Annotated in this window: 15 protein-coding genes; 6 read left to right on the top strand and 9 right to left on the bottom strand. The window is 68.9% G+C overall.

The window, feature by feature from the left end; genetic code table 11:
• Positions 1 to 10 precede the first annotated feature (10 nt).
• From TK50_RS05195 to TK50_RS35365, 8 genes are all read right to left on the bottom strand, one after another.
• Positions 11 to 1,798: a replication initiator gene (locus tag TK50_RS05195; RefSeq protein ID WP_043961700.1), complete on the bottom strand. Its 1,788-nt coding sequence runs from the start codon at positions 1,796 to 1,798 to the stop codon at positions 11 to 13.
• On the bottom strand, positions 1,795 to 2,412 hold the full coding sequence (locus TK50_RS05200; protein WP_043961701.1) for a hypothetical protein: 618 nt from the start codon (positions 2,410 to 2,412) through the stop codon (positions 1,795 to 1,797). Before TK50_RS05200 ends, TK50_RS05195 begins: the two co-directional genes overlap by 4 nt.
• Positions 2,409 to 3,839, bottom strand: a complete 1,431-nt coding sequence (locus TK50_RS05205) for an FtsK/SpoIIIE domain-containing protein (RefSeq protein WP_043961702.1) — start codon at positions 3,837 to 3,839, stop codon at positions 2,409 to 2,411. The genes TK50_RS05200 and TK50_RS05205 overlap by 4 nt, the downstream gene beginning before the upstream one ends.
• Positions 3,840 to 4,227: 388 nt before the next feature.
• Entirely contained in the window at positions 4,228 to 4,656 is a 429-nt protein-coding gene (locus tag TK50_RS05210) for a hypothetical protein (protein ID WP_232290211.1), read from the bottom strand.
• Between the two features lie 114 nt (positions 4,657 to 4,770).
• Positions 4,771 to 5,502, bottom strand: a complete 732-nt coding sequence (locus TK50_RS05215; RefSeq protein WP_043961703.1) for a GntR family transcriptional regulator — start codon at positions 5,500 to 5,502, stop codon at positions 4,771 to 4,773.
• Positions 5,503 to 5,539: 37 nt separating this feature from the next.
• On the bottom strand, positions 5,540 to 5,794 hold the full coding sequence (locus tag TK50_RS05220) for a DivIVA domain-containing protein (RefSeq protein ID WP_043963890.1): 255 nt from the start codon (positions 5,792 to 5,794) through the stop codon (positions 5,540 to 5,542).
• A 72-nt stretch (positions 5,795 to 5,866) separates the two neighbouring features.
• Positions 5,867 to 6,160, bottom strand: a complete 294-nt coding sequence (locus TK50_RS05225; protein ID WP_082106181.1) for a hypothetical protein — start codon at positions 6,158 to 6,160, stop codon at positions 5,867 to 5,869.
• 156 nt (positions 6,161 to 6,316) lie between these two features.
• Positions 6,317 to 6,442, bottom strand: coding sequence for a hypothetical protein (locus TK50_RS35365; protein WP_255700280.1), 126 nt, complete (start codon positions 6,440 to 6,442; stop codon positions 6,317 to 6,319).
• Between the two features lie 406 nt (positions 6,443 to 6,848).
• Here TK50_RS35365 and TK50_RS05230 point away from each other — a divergent pair, with 406 nt between their 5' ends.
• From TK50_RS05230 to TK50_RS05255, 6 genes are all read left to right on the top strand, one after another.
• Positions 6,849 to 8,129 (top strand): NsdA family TPR-like regulatory protein, encoded by a 1,281-nt coding sequence (locus tag TK50_RS05230; protein ID WP_241773925.1) that lies wholly within the window; start codon positions 6,849 to 6,851, stop codon positions 8,127 to 8,129.
• 15 nt (positions 8,130 to 8,144) lie between these two features.
• Positions 8,145 to 8,696: a GNAT family N-acetyltransferase gene (locus TK50_RS05235; RefSeq protein WP_082106182.1), complete on the top strand. Its 552-nt coding sequence runs from the start codon at positions 8,145 to 8,147 to the stop codon at positions 8,694 to 8,696.
• A gap of 48 nt (positions 8,697 to 8,744) precedes the next feature.
• Positions 8,745 to 9,113 (top strand): hypothetical protein, encoded by a 369-nt coding sequence (locus TK50_RS05240; protein ID WP_043961704.1) that lies wholly within the window; start codon positions 8,745 to 8,747, stop codon positions 9,111 to 9,113.
• A 220-nt stretch (positions 9,114 to 9,333) separates the two neighbouring features.
• Complete coding sequence (locus tag TK50_RS05245; RefSeq protein WP_241773926.1) at positions 9,334 to 10,587, top strand: pentapeptide repeat-containing protein; 1,254 nt, start codon at positions 9,334 to 9,336, stop codon at positions 10,585 to 10,587.
• Between the two features lie 988 nt (positions 10,588 to 11,575).
• A complete protein-coding gene (locus TK50_RS05250; protein ID WP_241773927.1) occupies positions 11,576 to 12,133 on the top strand; it encodes a hypothetical protein in 558 nt (185 codons plus the stop codon).
• Positions 12,134 to 12,376: 243 nt separating this feature from the next.
• Positions 12,377 to 13,495 (top strand): IS630 family transposase, encoded by a 1,119-nt coding sequence (locus TK50_RS05255; protein ID WP_199486049.1) that lies wholly within the window; start codon positions 12,377 to 12,379, stop codon positions 13,493 to 13,495.
• 717 nt (positions 13,496 to 14,212) lie between these two features.
• On the opposite strand, the gene TK50_RS05265 is transcribed toward TK50_RS05255, so the two are convergent.
• Positions 14,213 to 14,698 (bottom strand): Panacea domain-containing protein, encoded by a 486-nt coding sequence (locus tag TK50_RS05265; protein WP_063838549.1) that lies wholly within the window; start codon positions 14,696 to 14,698, stop codon positions 14,213 to 14,215.
• Between the last annotated feature and the right edge of the window lie 146 nt (positions 14,699 to 14,844).

Below are 14,844 nucleotides of genomic sequence, written 5' to 3' on the forward strand. Positions count from 1 at the left end.
TCTCCAGAGATCAAGCGGCAGGGGAGGGGGGAACGGCGGTTGCCGGCGCGACGGCGGCTGTTCGCAGGCGCGCGGTGTCGAGGTCTGTGCGCCAGCGGATGCGTGCGGATATCGCGCGGAGGAGACGGTGTTCCAGCGGTGGCACGTCGGGGTCTTCGGGGCGGGCGAGTTCGAACCGGTACCGCTTCGACCCGTCCGCGTCGTCGGCCTGGTCGTGTTCCTCCGTGTCGGCCATGCCTCCGGCGAGGATGGCGCGCACCCAGGCGCGGTTGTCTGCGCGGTGGTCGGCGAGGCTCTTTCCGGACCATTGGCGGGAGACGAGCACACGCCGGCCGGTGAAGCCGAGGGTGGAGCGTTGGTGGACCTTCCCGGTACACCGGCCGGGGGTCAAGCCCGCCTTGACGCCGTCGGGCTGAACTCCGTAGAGCAGCCAGTTGGCGCACGTCGGCGAGCAGGGCAGCACGGACAGTTCCGCGTGGAGCCGGTCGAAGTGTGCCTTCTGTGCGTCGGATCGGGGCTTGGCCTGGTCGGTCAGGTCTTTCGTGACGTACTTCGTCACGTACCGGATGGAGCGTTCCGCGTCGCGGGTGCCCTGCTCGATGCCCCGGGCGTCGATCCGGCCGAGGCGGGCGACGTACGCGGGTCGGCTGTCGGGTTCCTCCAGGGCGTCCAGAGCCTCGCCCCAGGTGGGCAGCGGGTCGCGCGTCTTGGGGTCGACGTACGCCTGCCGGTCGACGTCCCACACCGGCGGCTTCTCTACCGAGTAGGCCAGCTCGTCGAAGGGTGGCCACCACACCTGGTGGTAGGTGGCAGCGGCGATCTGCTTGAGCAGCCGGCGCGGGAGGGTGCCCCGGATGGCGAAGTGCGCGTGTGGGGCGAGCCGGCATTGCAGCTCCACCGCGCCCGCGTACTGGACGTTCCAGCCGGCGGCGCGGCGGACGTTCTGCCACCACCGGTCGAGGACCCGGGCGAAGTGGATCGCATCGAGGGCGGCCCGCCGGTAGTCGTAGCTACCCGGGTCGACGGGGGTGCCGAGGACGTCGTCATGGGGGCCGTGGCGCTGCCCGCACTCGCAGGGTGCGACGTAGGTGCCCCGGCGTAGGTGGGAGTGGACGGGGCCGTGTGAGCCGAGGGTCAGCGTGATCAGCATCGACGGTCGATAGGTCTTGCCCGCTTTGCCGGAGTAGGCGCGGCCGACGGTGCGCGGGTCGACGGGCAGCCGGGGCAGGTCGGGGGTGTCCTGCCGCCGCCGGGTGGACCGCTTGCGGCGAGGCCGCTCGTCGCGATCCTTCGGGGTGAGGTGCCCGCGCAGGCTGGTTTCGCCAAGCGCTTCGTCCAGCTCCGCGATCGCGGCATCGATCTCGGCCACCTGTGCAGCCCGCTCATCCGGGGTCATCGGCTGGTACTGGAGTGCCTCGCGCTCGAACTCCAGATGCGCCCGCACCCGCACCAGGGCGAGCACGTCCTCACCCGGCTTGTCGGGGCGGACGGCGGGTTCGTCGGCGAGGTGCCAGCCTTCCCGGATCTGTTGGATGCGCAGCCGCCGACCCCGTTCGGCGCACGGCTTGCACTTCGCGGCGAGGGTGGCGCCGCAGGGGACTTCGACGACTTCGGTGAGTCCGGTGGTGGTGTCGGTGCGGCGTAGGGCGAGGGGGCGGACGCAGACGCCGTGTTGCTCGGCGAGCTGCTTGAGCGCGTCCTTGGCCAGGGGCTTGCGCATCCGGTCGGCCCGCGACCCCGGCCGGGGCCGCTGCACCTCGGCCGGTGTCGCGGTGGGCAGGAGTTCCTGTTGGCTCACTGGTCACGCTCCGAGCCGTACGACGTGCCGTTACGAGGTGCGAACGCCGCCGCAGGAACGGGCACCAGCCCCGGCCGCTGCACCGACACCGGCGGCGGTGGGACCGGTTCGGCGGTCGCCGCCTGGTCGTCGACGAGGCGCAGGGACGGCCGGTCCTCAGTTGCGGCGTCGTCCGGTGACCACTGGCCCCAGTCAGCGGCGTCGGTCGGCTGGTCGACGAGGGGCACCGCCGGAGCTACCGAGAAGACGAGCTTGGACAGGCCGAGGAACGCCAGCGCGGGAACGGCCGACAGCAGCCAGCCCGACAGGCTCGGTTTCGCCACCGCGAGCTGCGCCGCGAGGGACAGCGCGACGGCGCAGACGAGCAGGAACAGCGGGTATCCGACCGGCCCGCCGGTGCGGCGTCGCCGCCGGATGGTCAGCAGTGCCGCCAGGGGTAGGAGTTCGGAGATGGCGGCGTTGGCCCAGCCGAACCAGTCGCCGGTGCCGGTGGGGGAGTTGGCCATGGTCCAGTCGTGGACATGGGTGAACGACGCCGCTCCGGCCAGTCCGCCCACGGTGAGGACGATGAGCACCAGGACCACGCCCTCCACCCGGTCTGCGTTGGTCTTCACGGGTTCACCCCCTGGTCGGTGTCGGTGTCGCTGTGGTGGCGGTAGTCGTGGCCGAGTTGCCGGATGTCGTCGTCGGTGAGGTAGGCGAAGCGGACCCGGACGGGTTCGCGGACGCCGTCGAGGACCACGAACCCCACCCCGGGCGACGATTCGGGGATGCGGTCGCACAGCGCGCCCCGGTCGCGGGCGGCATCGCCGAGGACCATGTCCACCTGCTCGGGCTCGGTCAGCCGCAGCCCGATGCGGGTGGGGAACAGGTCCCGGAACGGCAGCACGTCCTTACGCGGATCCTGAAGCGCGGCGACGACATGGACGCCGACTGCCCGGCCTTGGGAGAGGAGGAGGCCGAGGGCTTCCTTGATCCGGTCGCGGACCTTCCGATCGGTGATGTACGCCGTCAACGCCGCCAGCTCGTCGACGACCAGGACAAGCAACGGGTCCTGCGGGGTCGGCACGTGCTGACGGGTCACCCCGCGCAGCCGGGCCGCCCGCACCCGCATCCGCTTCACGGCTTCTTCCAGGACGCCGGCCATGCTGTCGGGGTCGTCGTAGGCGAACCGGGCGAACAGCGGCACCCCCGCCGCCAACTCCATCCCGCCCTTCGGATCGAACGCCCACACCTCCACCAGCCCCGAGCGGATGCCGGCGGCCAGTGCGCGGATCAGCGACCACAACACCGACCCCTTGCCCGACCCCGTCGCCCCCGCGATCAACACATGCGACCCCGACAGCCGCAGCCGATACGGTTGCCCTTCCTCATCGACACCGAGCGCGAGCCCGTCGAAGTCCGGCACCTCAGCCACCGGCAACGGCCCGACGACCTCGGCGAGGGGGTCGCGGCGTACGAGGCGCAGCACCACCCGATCCGGCCGGTTGGTGGAGCGTGCTTGGCCGGTGCGTAGGCGGAAGGCGTAGGCGAGGCGTTCCGCGGCCTGCCCCCAGTCATCCGGGATCTGCCCCGGCAACAGGCGGACGGTCAACTCGTCGCCGTAGCGGTCACAGCGCACCCGTAGGAGCTGCGGCACGTACCGGTCACCGGCGAACGCCGTCGCCAGGCCACAGGTGGCCATCACCGACGCCCACCGCCGCCGGTAGATCACCAGCGCCCGGACCCGAGCGAGGAGCGGGTACCAGCCGAAGCGCAGCCATGACGACGGGTGCCACCGCCACCAGCCCAGACAACCAGCGGCGACCGTCAGGGCGACGCCGGCCAGGGCCAGGCCCCCGAGCTCGACGCGGATCCACAGGGCAAGCGCGGCCGGACCGGTGAGCCACCAGTAGCGGACGGCGAGGACGGTGAGGCGGAACAGGCCCCGGGCGAGCCACCAGAACACCAGCAGCCAACCCGGAACCCGCCACGCCGGAAGACGCACGTTCATCGGCGCCAGGGGGATCTTGTCCCCCGGGATGACGTTGATCAGAGGCACAGGTCACCACCCCGACCCGGACGCGCCAACGTCGAGACGCACGAGCGGCACGACATGCGGCGCAGGTCGAACCTGCGCGGCTTCACCCACCGGCAGCACCGGGGGCAGCGGATCGCGCACACCCGCCCCGAGGCCGGCGGCAACCGCAATACCGACCGGAGAGCAGCCTCGGTTTCCCGGTAGGCGTGGCGCAGACCGGCTAGGAGAGAACGCGTTCGGGCGAGTAGGAGGGCCGCGCCGAGGAGCAGGGGCGCGGCGATGATCAGGGCAGGGGGAACTACGGTGGGCATCACGCCCTCCTTCACCAGATGAGGGATGGGAGAGCGCGGGACGGGTCGGGACTCTTGGCGGGGAAACGACCCGCCCCGCGCGCAACAGCGAGCAGCGGTCAGGCCGCCACCGAGCCGGGAACCGCCGACGCCGGACGGATCGCGGTCGCCCGCAGCGAGTACGCCATCCGCGAGCGGCAGTCACCCGAGGACCGGCCCGGCTTGCACCGCTGCGAGTCCACGTAGGGGGTGAGGGTCAGGCCCTCGAACTCCACCGCCGGCGGATACCCCGGCACCATGGACGGCGGCGGCACCGGCTGCTGTCCGGCGACCACCTTGACCTTCACCTCCGTCGACCGGCCGAACTTCCCCGCCTCCGGGTCCAGGTCCATCACCCGCACCACCCAGACCCGCTCCCCGGTGTCCTTGTCTCGCGCCTGGTTGTCCGCCTCACCCCGCCGCTCAAAGTCGATCTGCGGCGAGACACCCAGGCAGAGCGCCCCGGCGGGGAAGACGTACTCGGACGGGACCGGCACCTTCAACGTCATCGGAACCACGACGAGACCTCCAGTTCCACAAGACAACTCGACTAGTTGACTTGTTAAGTGAGATCGAAGGTAGAGAGTGCCAACTTGACTTGTCAAGTGGCTAATCCACTTTGGTCAGTCGAGCGGGTAGACGTCTTCCAGGTCGTGCCGCGAGGCGGGAAGGAGCACGTCCACTGCGAGCAGCGGCGTGGCGCTGCGGTCGCAGATGACCAGGAGCACCGTCAACACCGGATCGCTCTCGCGCACCTGCAACAGCTTGGCTTCTTCCGCGCTGGGCAGCCGCGCCGAGATGCGTTCGGTCACGTGGTCGAACTTGAGTCGCTTGCGGGAGGCCACGTGCCGAAGCAGCCCCTCCGGCATCGCGTCCTGGACGCCCACGCCGGTTCCCTCGGCCATCTCGACGGACAGGAAGGCTGTGCCCAGCTCCACCGGGCCGACTTCGTCGACCGTGATGAGCCGCCGACGCGCCACGACCGGTGTCCCCGGTTGCACGCCCAGGGCGACAGCCGCTCGCGGCGGGGCGGGAACGGTGCCGGCCGCCAGCAGCGTTGATCCGGCCCGTTCGTCGTCGTCGAGGAGGCCGTACCGACGCCCCTGCGAGCGTTGCTCGGTGCCGCCCGGAGGGCCGAGGACGAAGCGGCCCTTGCCCTGGCGACTCTCGATCCAGCCACCTTGCCGCAGCAGGTCCAACGCGCGGACCACGACGGGCCGGGACGCGCGGAACTCGCGGATCAGTTCGGTTTCGCTGGGCAGCATGGCACCTAGCGGGTAGGTCCCGTCCTCGATGCGCTGTTGCACCGCGTTGACGATCACCACGTACTTCGGCGGCGCAACCTCGATCGGCACCGTTTCACCCCAGACGGCAACTTGGCTTGTCAACAGGCTATCTGCGCTGCTGATCTCCTGTCCATGCGCTGTCGTCGTCCCGACCCGGCCTCGGCGTGAACTGGCTTTGCCAGTCCCGAAGCGCGTTCTTCAACCGGACGTTCTCCTCCCGAAGGCTGGCCTCGGCGGCGTCCCTGGCGATCAGCTCGTCAACGACGCGCCGCAGGAAGGCGTAGACGTGTTCCTCGGCCAGGCCGCGCCGCCCGAACCCGGAGCGCCGGAACCGCAGCCGGCGCACCTGCTCGGGGACCATCGGAGCCAGCCGCGAGGCCGCTCGAAAGACTCCCACCGCCATCGAACCCTCCCATCGGGCCGCCTCCCGTGCTCACTTCCGCACGGCGTTCCTGGCCGTCGTACGTACCGCTGGTTTCCGGTCGGGTTGGCGGACCGTAGCGGCCGGCGGGGTGGCCCGTTGGAGGCCCGCCTTCTGGACGTAGATCTCCCGGCGGTCCAGGGCGTTGCCCTTGGGATCGAGGACGTAGCCGGTGAGCCAGATCCACCCGTAGTAGGTGGGCTGGTCGGGGACCTTAATGACCCGGAAGATCAACGCTCGGTCGCCGCCGAACTGCACCGACGCGTGCCGGTTGACGTACAGCACGTCTCCCGGCTTCGGAACCACGACCGCCTGCCTTCCCTACCTTGGATTGGTCGGGGCGCCGAGGCGGGCGGGCTTCCGCTACGGCCGACACCGCGCCTCCACCAGCACCCGCCCCGGGCCAACTCAGGACACGGCGAAACGCCGCGTGATCATCGGAGGGCCGGCGGCCGTCACCGGTCAGGCGACGACCGCCAGCCCCGCCCACTGCCCCTGTGCGCCGGTGCCTGCGCAGTCGAGGCAGTCGCGCCGCTGCAACCGGTTCGGGTCACCCGGTGCCCGCAGCGAGCGCCGAGGGCTGGCCATCTTCCAGCCCCGCCCCTAGCATGCGGGACACACAGCCGGCGCGGACGGCGAGGACCGATGCGGTCCCTGCTGTGGGCGCGACCCCTCCACGCACCGCACGACGCGAACCCCGGTTTGCTCAGCGCCCCTCCTCGCTGAGCTCACCTCCCGGTGTGCGCGCCGACGCGGCTGCCCATGGGCATCAGCGGGATGCACATGCACAATTGCGGTGGGTGAGCCGTCCATGTAGGAGAGACTGCCCGGGACCTACGGGACCGATCGAGGACCCGTACGTACACCTCTGGCGGACATCGAGCGGACACCACGAGGACCTGCATTGCCGTAAGGACCTCACCCGGGCGAGCGTGGAGACAGCCCATCAGGAAGGCGTAGACGGATGGCACGAGAACGCCGCGAACCTCGCACGATGCTGGAGCACCTGATCCAGCAGAGCGACCGCACGTACGAGGAACTGGCCGACGAGTTCTCCCGGATGGACTCCCGGGCGGCGATCAGCGCCCGGCACCTCGGGCGACTGGCACGCGGCGAACGCGACCTGGCCTCATCGACCCCCGCCACCCGGCGGGCACTACAGGCCATGTTCAACAAGTCCATCGACGAACTACAGCGCCCCTGGGCTCCCCACCAGATGACCCCTGCGCCGGAGCGACACCTTGTTGTCGACCCCACCGGCGCCGGCCCGGAAAGGAACCTCCTCGCCATGGCCGCACAACGCGCCCGTCAGTACGCCATGCTCGCCGCCGAGTCCACCAGCCCCGCCGCCATCGAACAGCTCGCCGAGGACGTGCAGCGCCTCGCCCTGGCCTACCCGCAACGCACCGTCAGCCACGTGCTGCCCGACCTGGTCGAGACACAGGACACCCTGTTTACCCTCCTGGAGCGCCGCCAGGCCCCGAACCAGTCCAGAGACCTGCACTTCCTCGCCGGCATCACCAGCGGCCTGCTCGCCAAGGTCTCCCACGACATGGCCGACCCCCACTCGGCGATGCTCCAGGCCCGCACCGCCGTGCTCTGCGCCGAGCAGGCCGGACACCCCGGGCTACAGGCGTGGCTGCGGGGCCTGCAATCCCTCGTGGCCTACTGGGCCGGCCGCTACGCCGAGGCGGTCCGCTACGCCGAAGCCGGCCGCGAGCACGCCACCCAGGCCGGCGGCACCTCTGCCGTGTGGCTGCCCGCCAGCGCCGCCCGCGCCTACGCCGCCCTTGGCAACGCCGAGCAGGCCAAGGCCGCCATCACCGAGGCCGAGGACGCCTGGTCCCGCGTACGCCCCGACGAGATGGACGAGATGGGCGGCATCTGCACCTTCAACCAACCCCGCACCCTCTACTACGCCAGCGACGCCCTCGCCTGGCTCCCCGGCGAAGCCACCGCCACCGAGCGATACGCCCTGCGCGCCACCCAGGCGTACGCCGACCCCAACGACCCCGCATGGGCGTTCGGCGACCAGGCCGGATCACACGCCAACCTTGCCATTGCCCGCGTGGCCAGCGGCGACCTGGACGCCGCCGCCGACGCCCTGGCCCCCGTGCTCGACCTGCCCGCCGACCAGCGCATCAACGGCATCATCCACTCCGTGCGCCGCGTTCACCAGGCCATCACCCGCGCCGGCCACGCAGGCGACGCCCGCGACCTCATCGACGGCATCGAACACTTCACCCACACCCCGGCCAACGCCCTGCCTCGATAGGGCACGATCGGGAGCATGGACCCGATCACCATCCCCGGCCGCGTCATCACCCTGCGCGATATGCGCTCCGATGACGCGGCCGACGCGTGGGCAATCGTCGGAGACGACCGCGTCACCCGATGGCTTTCCTTCGACAGCCGGGACCAGGCCGCCGCCGTCGCCATGGTCGAAGGCACCATCCAACGCGCCCAGCACACCCCCCGCACCGAGTACTACCTAGCCGTCACCGACGCCACAGACCGCATGATCGGCTTCGCGCGGCTCGGCTTCACCGGCCACCAGGCCGCCAAACTCGGATACGCCATCAGCGCCGACCACTGGGGCCACGGCTACGCCACCGACGCCGCCCGCACCATCGTCGACTACGGCTTCCAGACCCTGAAGCTCCACCGCATCACCGCAGCCATCGGCCCCGACAACACCGCCTCCATCACTGTTGCCGAAAGACTCGGCATGCAGTACGAAGGCCGGCTACGCGACCACGTCCACACCAACGGCGCATGGCGCGACTCCCTGCTCTACTCCATCCTCGCCGAGGAATGGGCCCCCCACCGCCGGCTGACGTGACGTCCGGGGCGCGGAACTGTTCGACAGCGCGCCGGTACGATCGCCGCCATGCGCGACGCCGACACGCCGCCGCAAGAACCCACCGACGACCGACCGCACCCCGTAACACTCACACCCCAGCAGTGCGCCGACCTGATCCGTGCGGCTGCCGCCGAGGTGCGCGAGCGCGTGCAGGAATGGCGCGATAGCCCGAACTGGCGCAACACCCCCACCAACAGCCACCGCTACGAAACGACCGTTGGCGCGATCGATGCCCTCGGCCAGCTACGCGACCCTAACACCGAGGAGGCCGTAGCCAGCCTGGCCGACGCTGTCCGCCCGGTCATCGTGGAATGGCGCCCCAGCCGGCCAGGCCCCGAGCAGTCGATCTACGCAGCAGTAGAACGCCTCCGCCGGACGATCGACACCAGCACGTAGGAGCCGATCGCACTGGAGGACACAGTACTGCTGGGGCAATTGGTTCAGACTCCCTCTACGTGTTCATGGTGGCCCGCCACGGCGGGCCGCCCGTGTCGGCCGACAGGGCACGCGGCCGGTCGCTCCGCGTGTGCTCCACACCAGCCGCGCCCGGTGGCCCGTCGACGGGCACGAGATGGGTTGCCTTGTACGGGCACGATTGCGCAGTGTGATGAGACGGTTGAGTGTCGCCTTGATGGCGGTCGGCGGGCTGGTTCTGCTGTCGGTCGTGCTGGTGTTGGTTCCCCGGTCGTGGTGGGGGGTCCTGGCGTCCGGCTGGCCGGTGCTGGCACCAGTGGCGGGAGGCGTGGCGGCGCTGGCCGCAGGGGTGGTGTTGTGGCGGCGGGACAGCGTGGAGCATGAGGTGTCTGCCGCGCCGACGCCGCCGGACCGGCAGGTGCAGCCCCTACGGTCGTGGGTAGTCCCGGTCGGGTTGGCCGTGGTGGGAGCGGTCACCTGGGCTGCGGTCACCTGGCTGCAAGGCTCTGTGCCGGTGATGGGCGATGGGGTGCAGCGGGCGCAGTTGCGGGTGGAGTCCATCCGGACCGGGCTGACCATCGGCGCGGCGGTGACCGCCGCGTTCGCGTTGCTGCTGGCGTTTCGCCGGCAGCAGTTGGCCGAGCGCACCCAGCAGGCCACCGAGTACGACGCCGGGGAGAAACGCGTCACCGAGCTGTATGTCAAGGCCGCCGAGCAGCTCGGCTCGGACAAGGCCCCGGTCCGCCTCGCAGGCCTGTACGCCCTGGAACGTCTCGCCCACGACAATCCGACCCACCGGCAGAGCATCGTGGAGGTGATCTGTGCCTACCTGCGCATGCCCTACACCCCCACCACCGACGAGTTCGCCCCGGAACCCGACGAACAATCTGCAGGCGGTCCCGCTCTAGCCGAACCAACGGCTTCCACCGGTGACAGCGGCAAACCGGCCGTAGATTCTCGAGAAGAACGCCAGGTTCGCCTCGCCGCCCAACGCATCCTCGCCCGTCATCTGCGACCAACGACCCCAGAAGGAGAGACCCACCCCTTGTACTGGGGCCCGGAGGTGACCCTCGACCTGAGCGAGGCAGTCCTCACCGACCTCAACTTCACCTACTGCCATCTCCACAAAGCCACATTCACCAAAGCCCACTTCACCGGTGCCGCCAGGTTCGACGGGGCGATGTTCAACGGTGCCGCCAGGTTCAACAAGGCGATATTCAACGGTGCCGTCAGGTTCAACGGGGCAAGACTCAACGGCACCGCCTGGTTCAACGGGGCGAAGTTCGACGGCGAAGCGTGGTTCGGCGGGGCGAAGTTCGAGGGCACCGCCTGGTTCAACGGGGCGAAGTTCGACGGTGAAGTGTGGTTTGGCGGGGCGAAGTTCGACGGCACCGCGCACTTTGACGGGGCTACCCTCGCGGGGACGGCGTACGACGGACCGGCGCGCGCCAAGTGATCAGCGTTGCCGAATTGCCCTCTGAAGGATCAAGGCGCTGACGCGCGGCGCGGGGTGCGGCAACCGGCTCCTGCGGAGCCGCCGCCCGGCGCTGATCGCGCCGGGGCGGAAAGTCAGCCGGCCCGCAACCACGTCCCGCGCGTCATCCCTGGGTCAGTGAGTGACCCGGTGACGAGCTTGGCTCGACCAGGGCGACACGACGAAGCCCCACCGCCGGTCGCATTCACCCGACGAGCCTCGAAGCCGTACCGGGGGACGCCCGCGGCGAGTTGCCGGACGGAGCGCGAGGCCGCTCGGGGTTCCAGGGTGGAGAGAGGTGAAGGGAGGGGGAAAGGGCGGGTGTGGGGAGCTGCCCGAGCGTCACCGCTTGGTGGTGGAGGTGTCCGGCTTGAAGAACCGTGAGGAGTGGTCACCCTGCGGGGCGGTCGAGGTGACTCCTCGCGCTGGTCGGACGGTCGCCGGGTACGTCGGGGTGGTCATTCGGTGGCTGGTCTGGCCCGAGGTGGAGTTGCCGATCGGTTTCATGGAGGGGGCGGGCGGGGGCGGACGCGGGGTTGGAGCGCCTCCGGCGGGGGCGGACGACTCCGGGATGGAGTTGCCGAACGGTTCCGGTGGTTGGGTGGTTGAGGAGGGATGCCATCCCGTCCGCCACCGACCCAGGCAGAGCCGAGCAGAGCAGGGCCGGGGTGACAAGGTGGTTCGTCCGGTAGGGCGCTCCACCTTGTCACCCCGGCCCTGGCCTGCTCCACGGTGTGTGGGTCGGCGGCAAGACGGGAGAGCAGGGATGCGAAGCCGCCTTCTGTGGCTCAGTGTCACACCTCTCTGACACTATGTCAGCATGGTCAATGCCCCTCGACAGCCCGCCAATGGTGCGGGCACGCGTAAGAACCTTCCCCCAGCCACCCAAGCCGCCCTTTGGGCCGTCAGCAGCGGTAAGTGCTACGCGCCGGGCTGCTCGATCCCCGTCTTGTTGGAGGTGCGTCCTGGGGTGTATCAGAAAAACGCGCAGATTGCGCATATATACGGTGTTAAGCCCAAAGCCGCCCGTTATCGGGCCGAGATGACCCCCGAGGAGCGGGACTCGTTCGCTAACCTTCTCCTATTGTGCCTCGCCCATCATGAAGAAGTTGATGGCGATGAGTTGCGCTATTCGCCGCAGGTGCTGAAAAAGTGGAAGGTCGCGCATGAGGGAGAAAACAACGCGGTCCTCAACCGGCTGATAGTGCCAAGTGGGGACGTGCTGATGAATTTTCTGGCCGAGATTGCAACCCCGCCGCTCGATCGTCTTGAGGAGATCACCAAGCGGTTGGAGGAGACCGGAACGGCAAGTGCGGAGACAGTACGGGAGCTAAAGCAGATTATTGCTGCGATGTCTGACAGTGGGGTTGACACCCACACGGCGAGGGCGTTGGCGTACTCCGCAGAGATTTTCTCATCAAGCGACCTTAGGCAAAGTGCTCAGGGGTTGGCTCATGCCGCAGACGTCTTGCCGGGCATACTGAGGGATATGCAGCAGACTGTTAATCGGCTGTCGCAGTTCCACTGATGGCTAGTTAGGCTGCGTCAGGGTTCGCAGTCTCGGTTCGTCACTAATGCAGTCGCCGTAGGGTGCTGCTGCCTTGGCTGTACGGCCATCCGTACAGCCAAGTCGGCCTACGGACTCGGTCCGAGACCGACGGGAGACGACACGACGAGCAGGCTAGTGCCGTGGCCACGAATGTTCACGGTGTTGGGTGACACGCCGTCTGGCCTGTCGGCTGGGCGGGGTCGTGGCGGTCAGGCTGTGGCGGTGGCAGAATCCGTTCGCGTTCGGCGGCTCAGTGACCAGGAGGGTCAGCAGCTGCTCAGAATCACCCGCCGGGGTACCGGCTCGCCGATCCGCCTTCGGCGGGCGATGGTCGTGCTCGCCTCGGCCGGTGGGAACACGGTGCCGGCGATCGCCCGTCTCGTGCAGGCCGACGAGGACACGATCCGGCTGGTCGTCCACCGGTTCAACGAGATGGGGATGGCCAGCCTGGACCCTCGGTGGGCGGGTGGCCGTCCCCGCCAGATCAGTCTCGATGAAGAGGCGTTCATCGTCGAGACGGCCAACACTCGCCCCGAGAAGCTGGGGCGGCCCTTCACCCGGTGGAGTGTCCGCAAACTCGCCGAGCACCTGGGCTCGCATGCCGTTCGGCGGGTCCGGGTGGGGCGGGAGAGGTTGCGGCAGATCCTGCACCGGCATCGGATCACGTTCCAGCGGACGAAGACGTGGAAGGAGTCCACCGACCCCGACCGGGACGTCAAGCTCGCCCGGATCGAGCAGGTGAGCAGCCACTTCCCGCAGCGGGTGTTTGCCTTCGACGAGTTCGGGCCCCTGGTCATCCGCCCGCGGGCCGGCACCGGCTGGGCGCCCGCGGGCCATCCGCACCGGCTACCGGCGAACTACCATAAGCTGCACGGCGTGCGGCAGTTCCACGGCTGTTACTCCGTCGGTGACGACCAACTCTGGGGCGTCGTGCGGCGTCGCAAGAGCGCCGCGAACAGCCTCGCCGCCTTGAAGTCGATCCGCGCCGCCCGCCCGGACGGGGCACCGATCTACGTGATCCTGGACAACCTGTCCGCGCACAAAGGCCTCAAGATCCGCAGATGGGCGGCCCGGAACAAGGTCGAGCTCTGCTTCACCCCGACCTACGCCTCCTGGGCCAACCCGATCGAGGCCCAGTTCGGACCGCTACGCACCTTCGTCATCGCCGGCTCGAACCACCCGAACCACCCAGCGTTGACCCGGAAACTGCACGCCTACCTGCGCTGGCGCAACGCCAACGCCCGCCACCCCGACGTCCTGGCCGCCCAACGCCGCGAACGCGCCCGCATCCGCAGCGAACGCCAACGACGCTGGGGCCAACCCACCACCCGCGCAGCCTGACCCCAACACCGTCAACGTTCGTGGTCACGGCACTAGCCGCAAGTGACCGACGCTGGCCGACAGCAGTCTTGATCTTTGCAATGCAGAGGCAGCGAGACCGCAAGCTGCCGACAACGCTTGCCACTGGTCGGCGTAGCGGTCGTGCTCAGCGGCATGGGACGGCGGCGGAAAACAAACTACGGTGCGTCATGCTGGCGTTCATGGCGGAGTGGTCCGCTGCAGACGCGCTAATTGCGATCCGTCGGACATACCTGATGGTCGGGATCCCACCACAACACGTGGAAGACCTCGTCAGCCCGGAAGCCCCACAGTCGCTTGACGCCTGATAGCCGGAACCGAAACAGTTCGTCGGTCACCTCGTCTAGGTGTAGGTGCGTCAGCCGGGCCTGGGCCGTCGCACCCACACTATCGATTGGGTAGCTGTGATGCTTCTTGTGTCGCTTGTGGCTAGGCCCGGTCATTTGGGCCATGATCTCGCCCCATGTGAGGGTGCTGATCTGGCATAGGAAGTCCAGGATCTCCCACGCGTCCGGTTCCCCTGACACTGGCCATCGCCATGGGCCTTGAAAGGTGCGGTCAACGTGGTGGAATGACAAGGTCAGGCGTCGATCGTTGCCGTCAGGGCGTGGGAGGGCCTTCGGCTGACGTTCGCCGGCATGCTTGGGGAGGGCTGCTGCCTTCGCCTTTGGTTTGCGGGGGGACATGCGGAAGAGGGGCCTACTTCTGCGGGGTCTCTTCGTTCGCCCAATCATCCCAGGCGATTTCATCGACCGGCACTGCGTCTTCTGCGGTGTCAACGCTCGCGTAGTAGTTCTGCATTGCCTGCGGGGTGATCTCCGTGCTTGATCGAGCTGTTGCCGGAAGGCCGCCGCGCGCGTCCCGCCACGGGTCCTCACCGTGCGTCAGGTGGCTGAGCTTGCGCCCGTCTAGGTGGCCGTAGTTGTCCAGGACCACGTCAACGGTGGTCAGCTCCGACTCAGTGAGGTTACCCGGATCGCCCAGCGGCCAGTCACTGATCGAGAACTGCCCGCGGTGTACGTCGTACAGGTCACGCACAACAGGCCCGTTCGCCCACGCCTCGATGCGCTCGGGGAACAGCGGTTTGTCATCCCAGACCAGATGCCAAGCCTGCGAGTAGTAGACAAGCTTCTGCAGCTTCATGGCCGACATCTGTCCGTGGCGGGACAGAATGTAGGCGGCCACGTCGTGAACGTTAGCCATTTTGATCACTCCCGGCGGGTAGAGGGGGCGTGCCCGCGTCGGTGCCCAAGGGTAGCGGCTTGCCTTCAAGAGTACCTGCAGGCTGCGACAGCGATGCCGTTTCGCCTTGAGTAACCGGTATGTCGTTC

It is taken from the genome of Micromonospora haikouensis (genome assembly GCF_000876225.1).
In the GTDB taxonomy this organism is placed as follows: Bacteria; Actinomycetota; Actinomycetes; order Mycobacteriales; family Micromonosporaceae; genus Micromonospora; species Micromonospora haikouensis.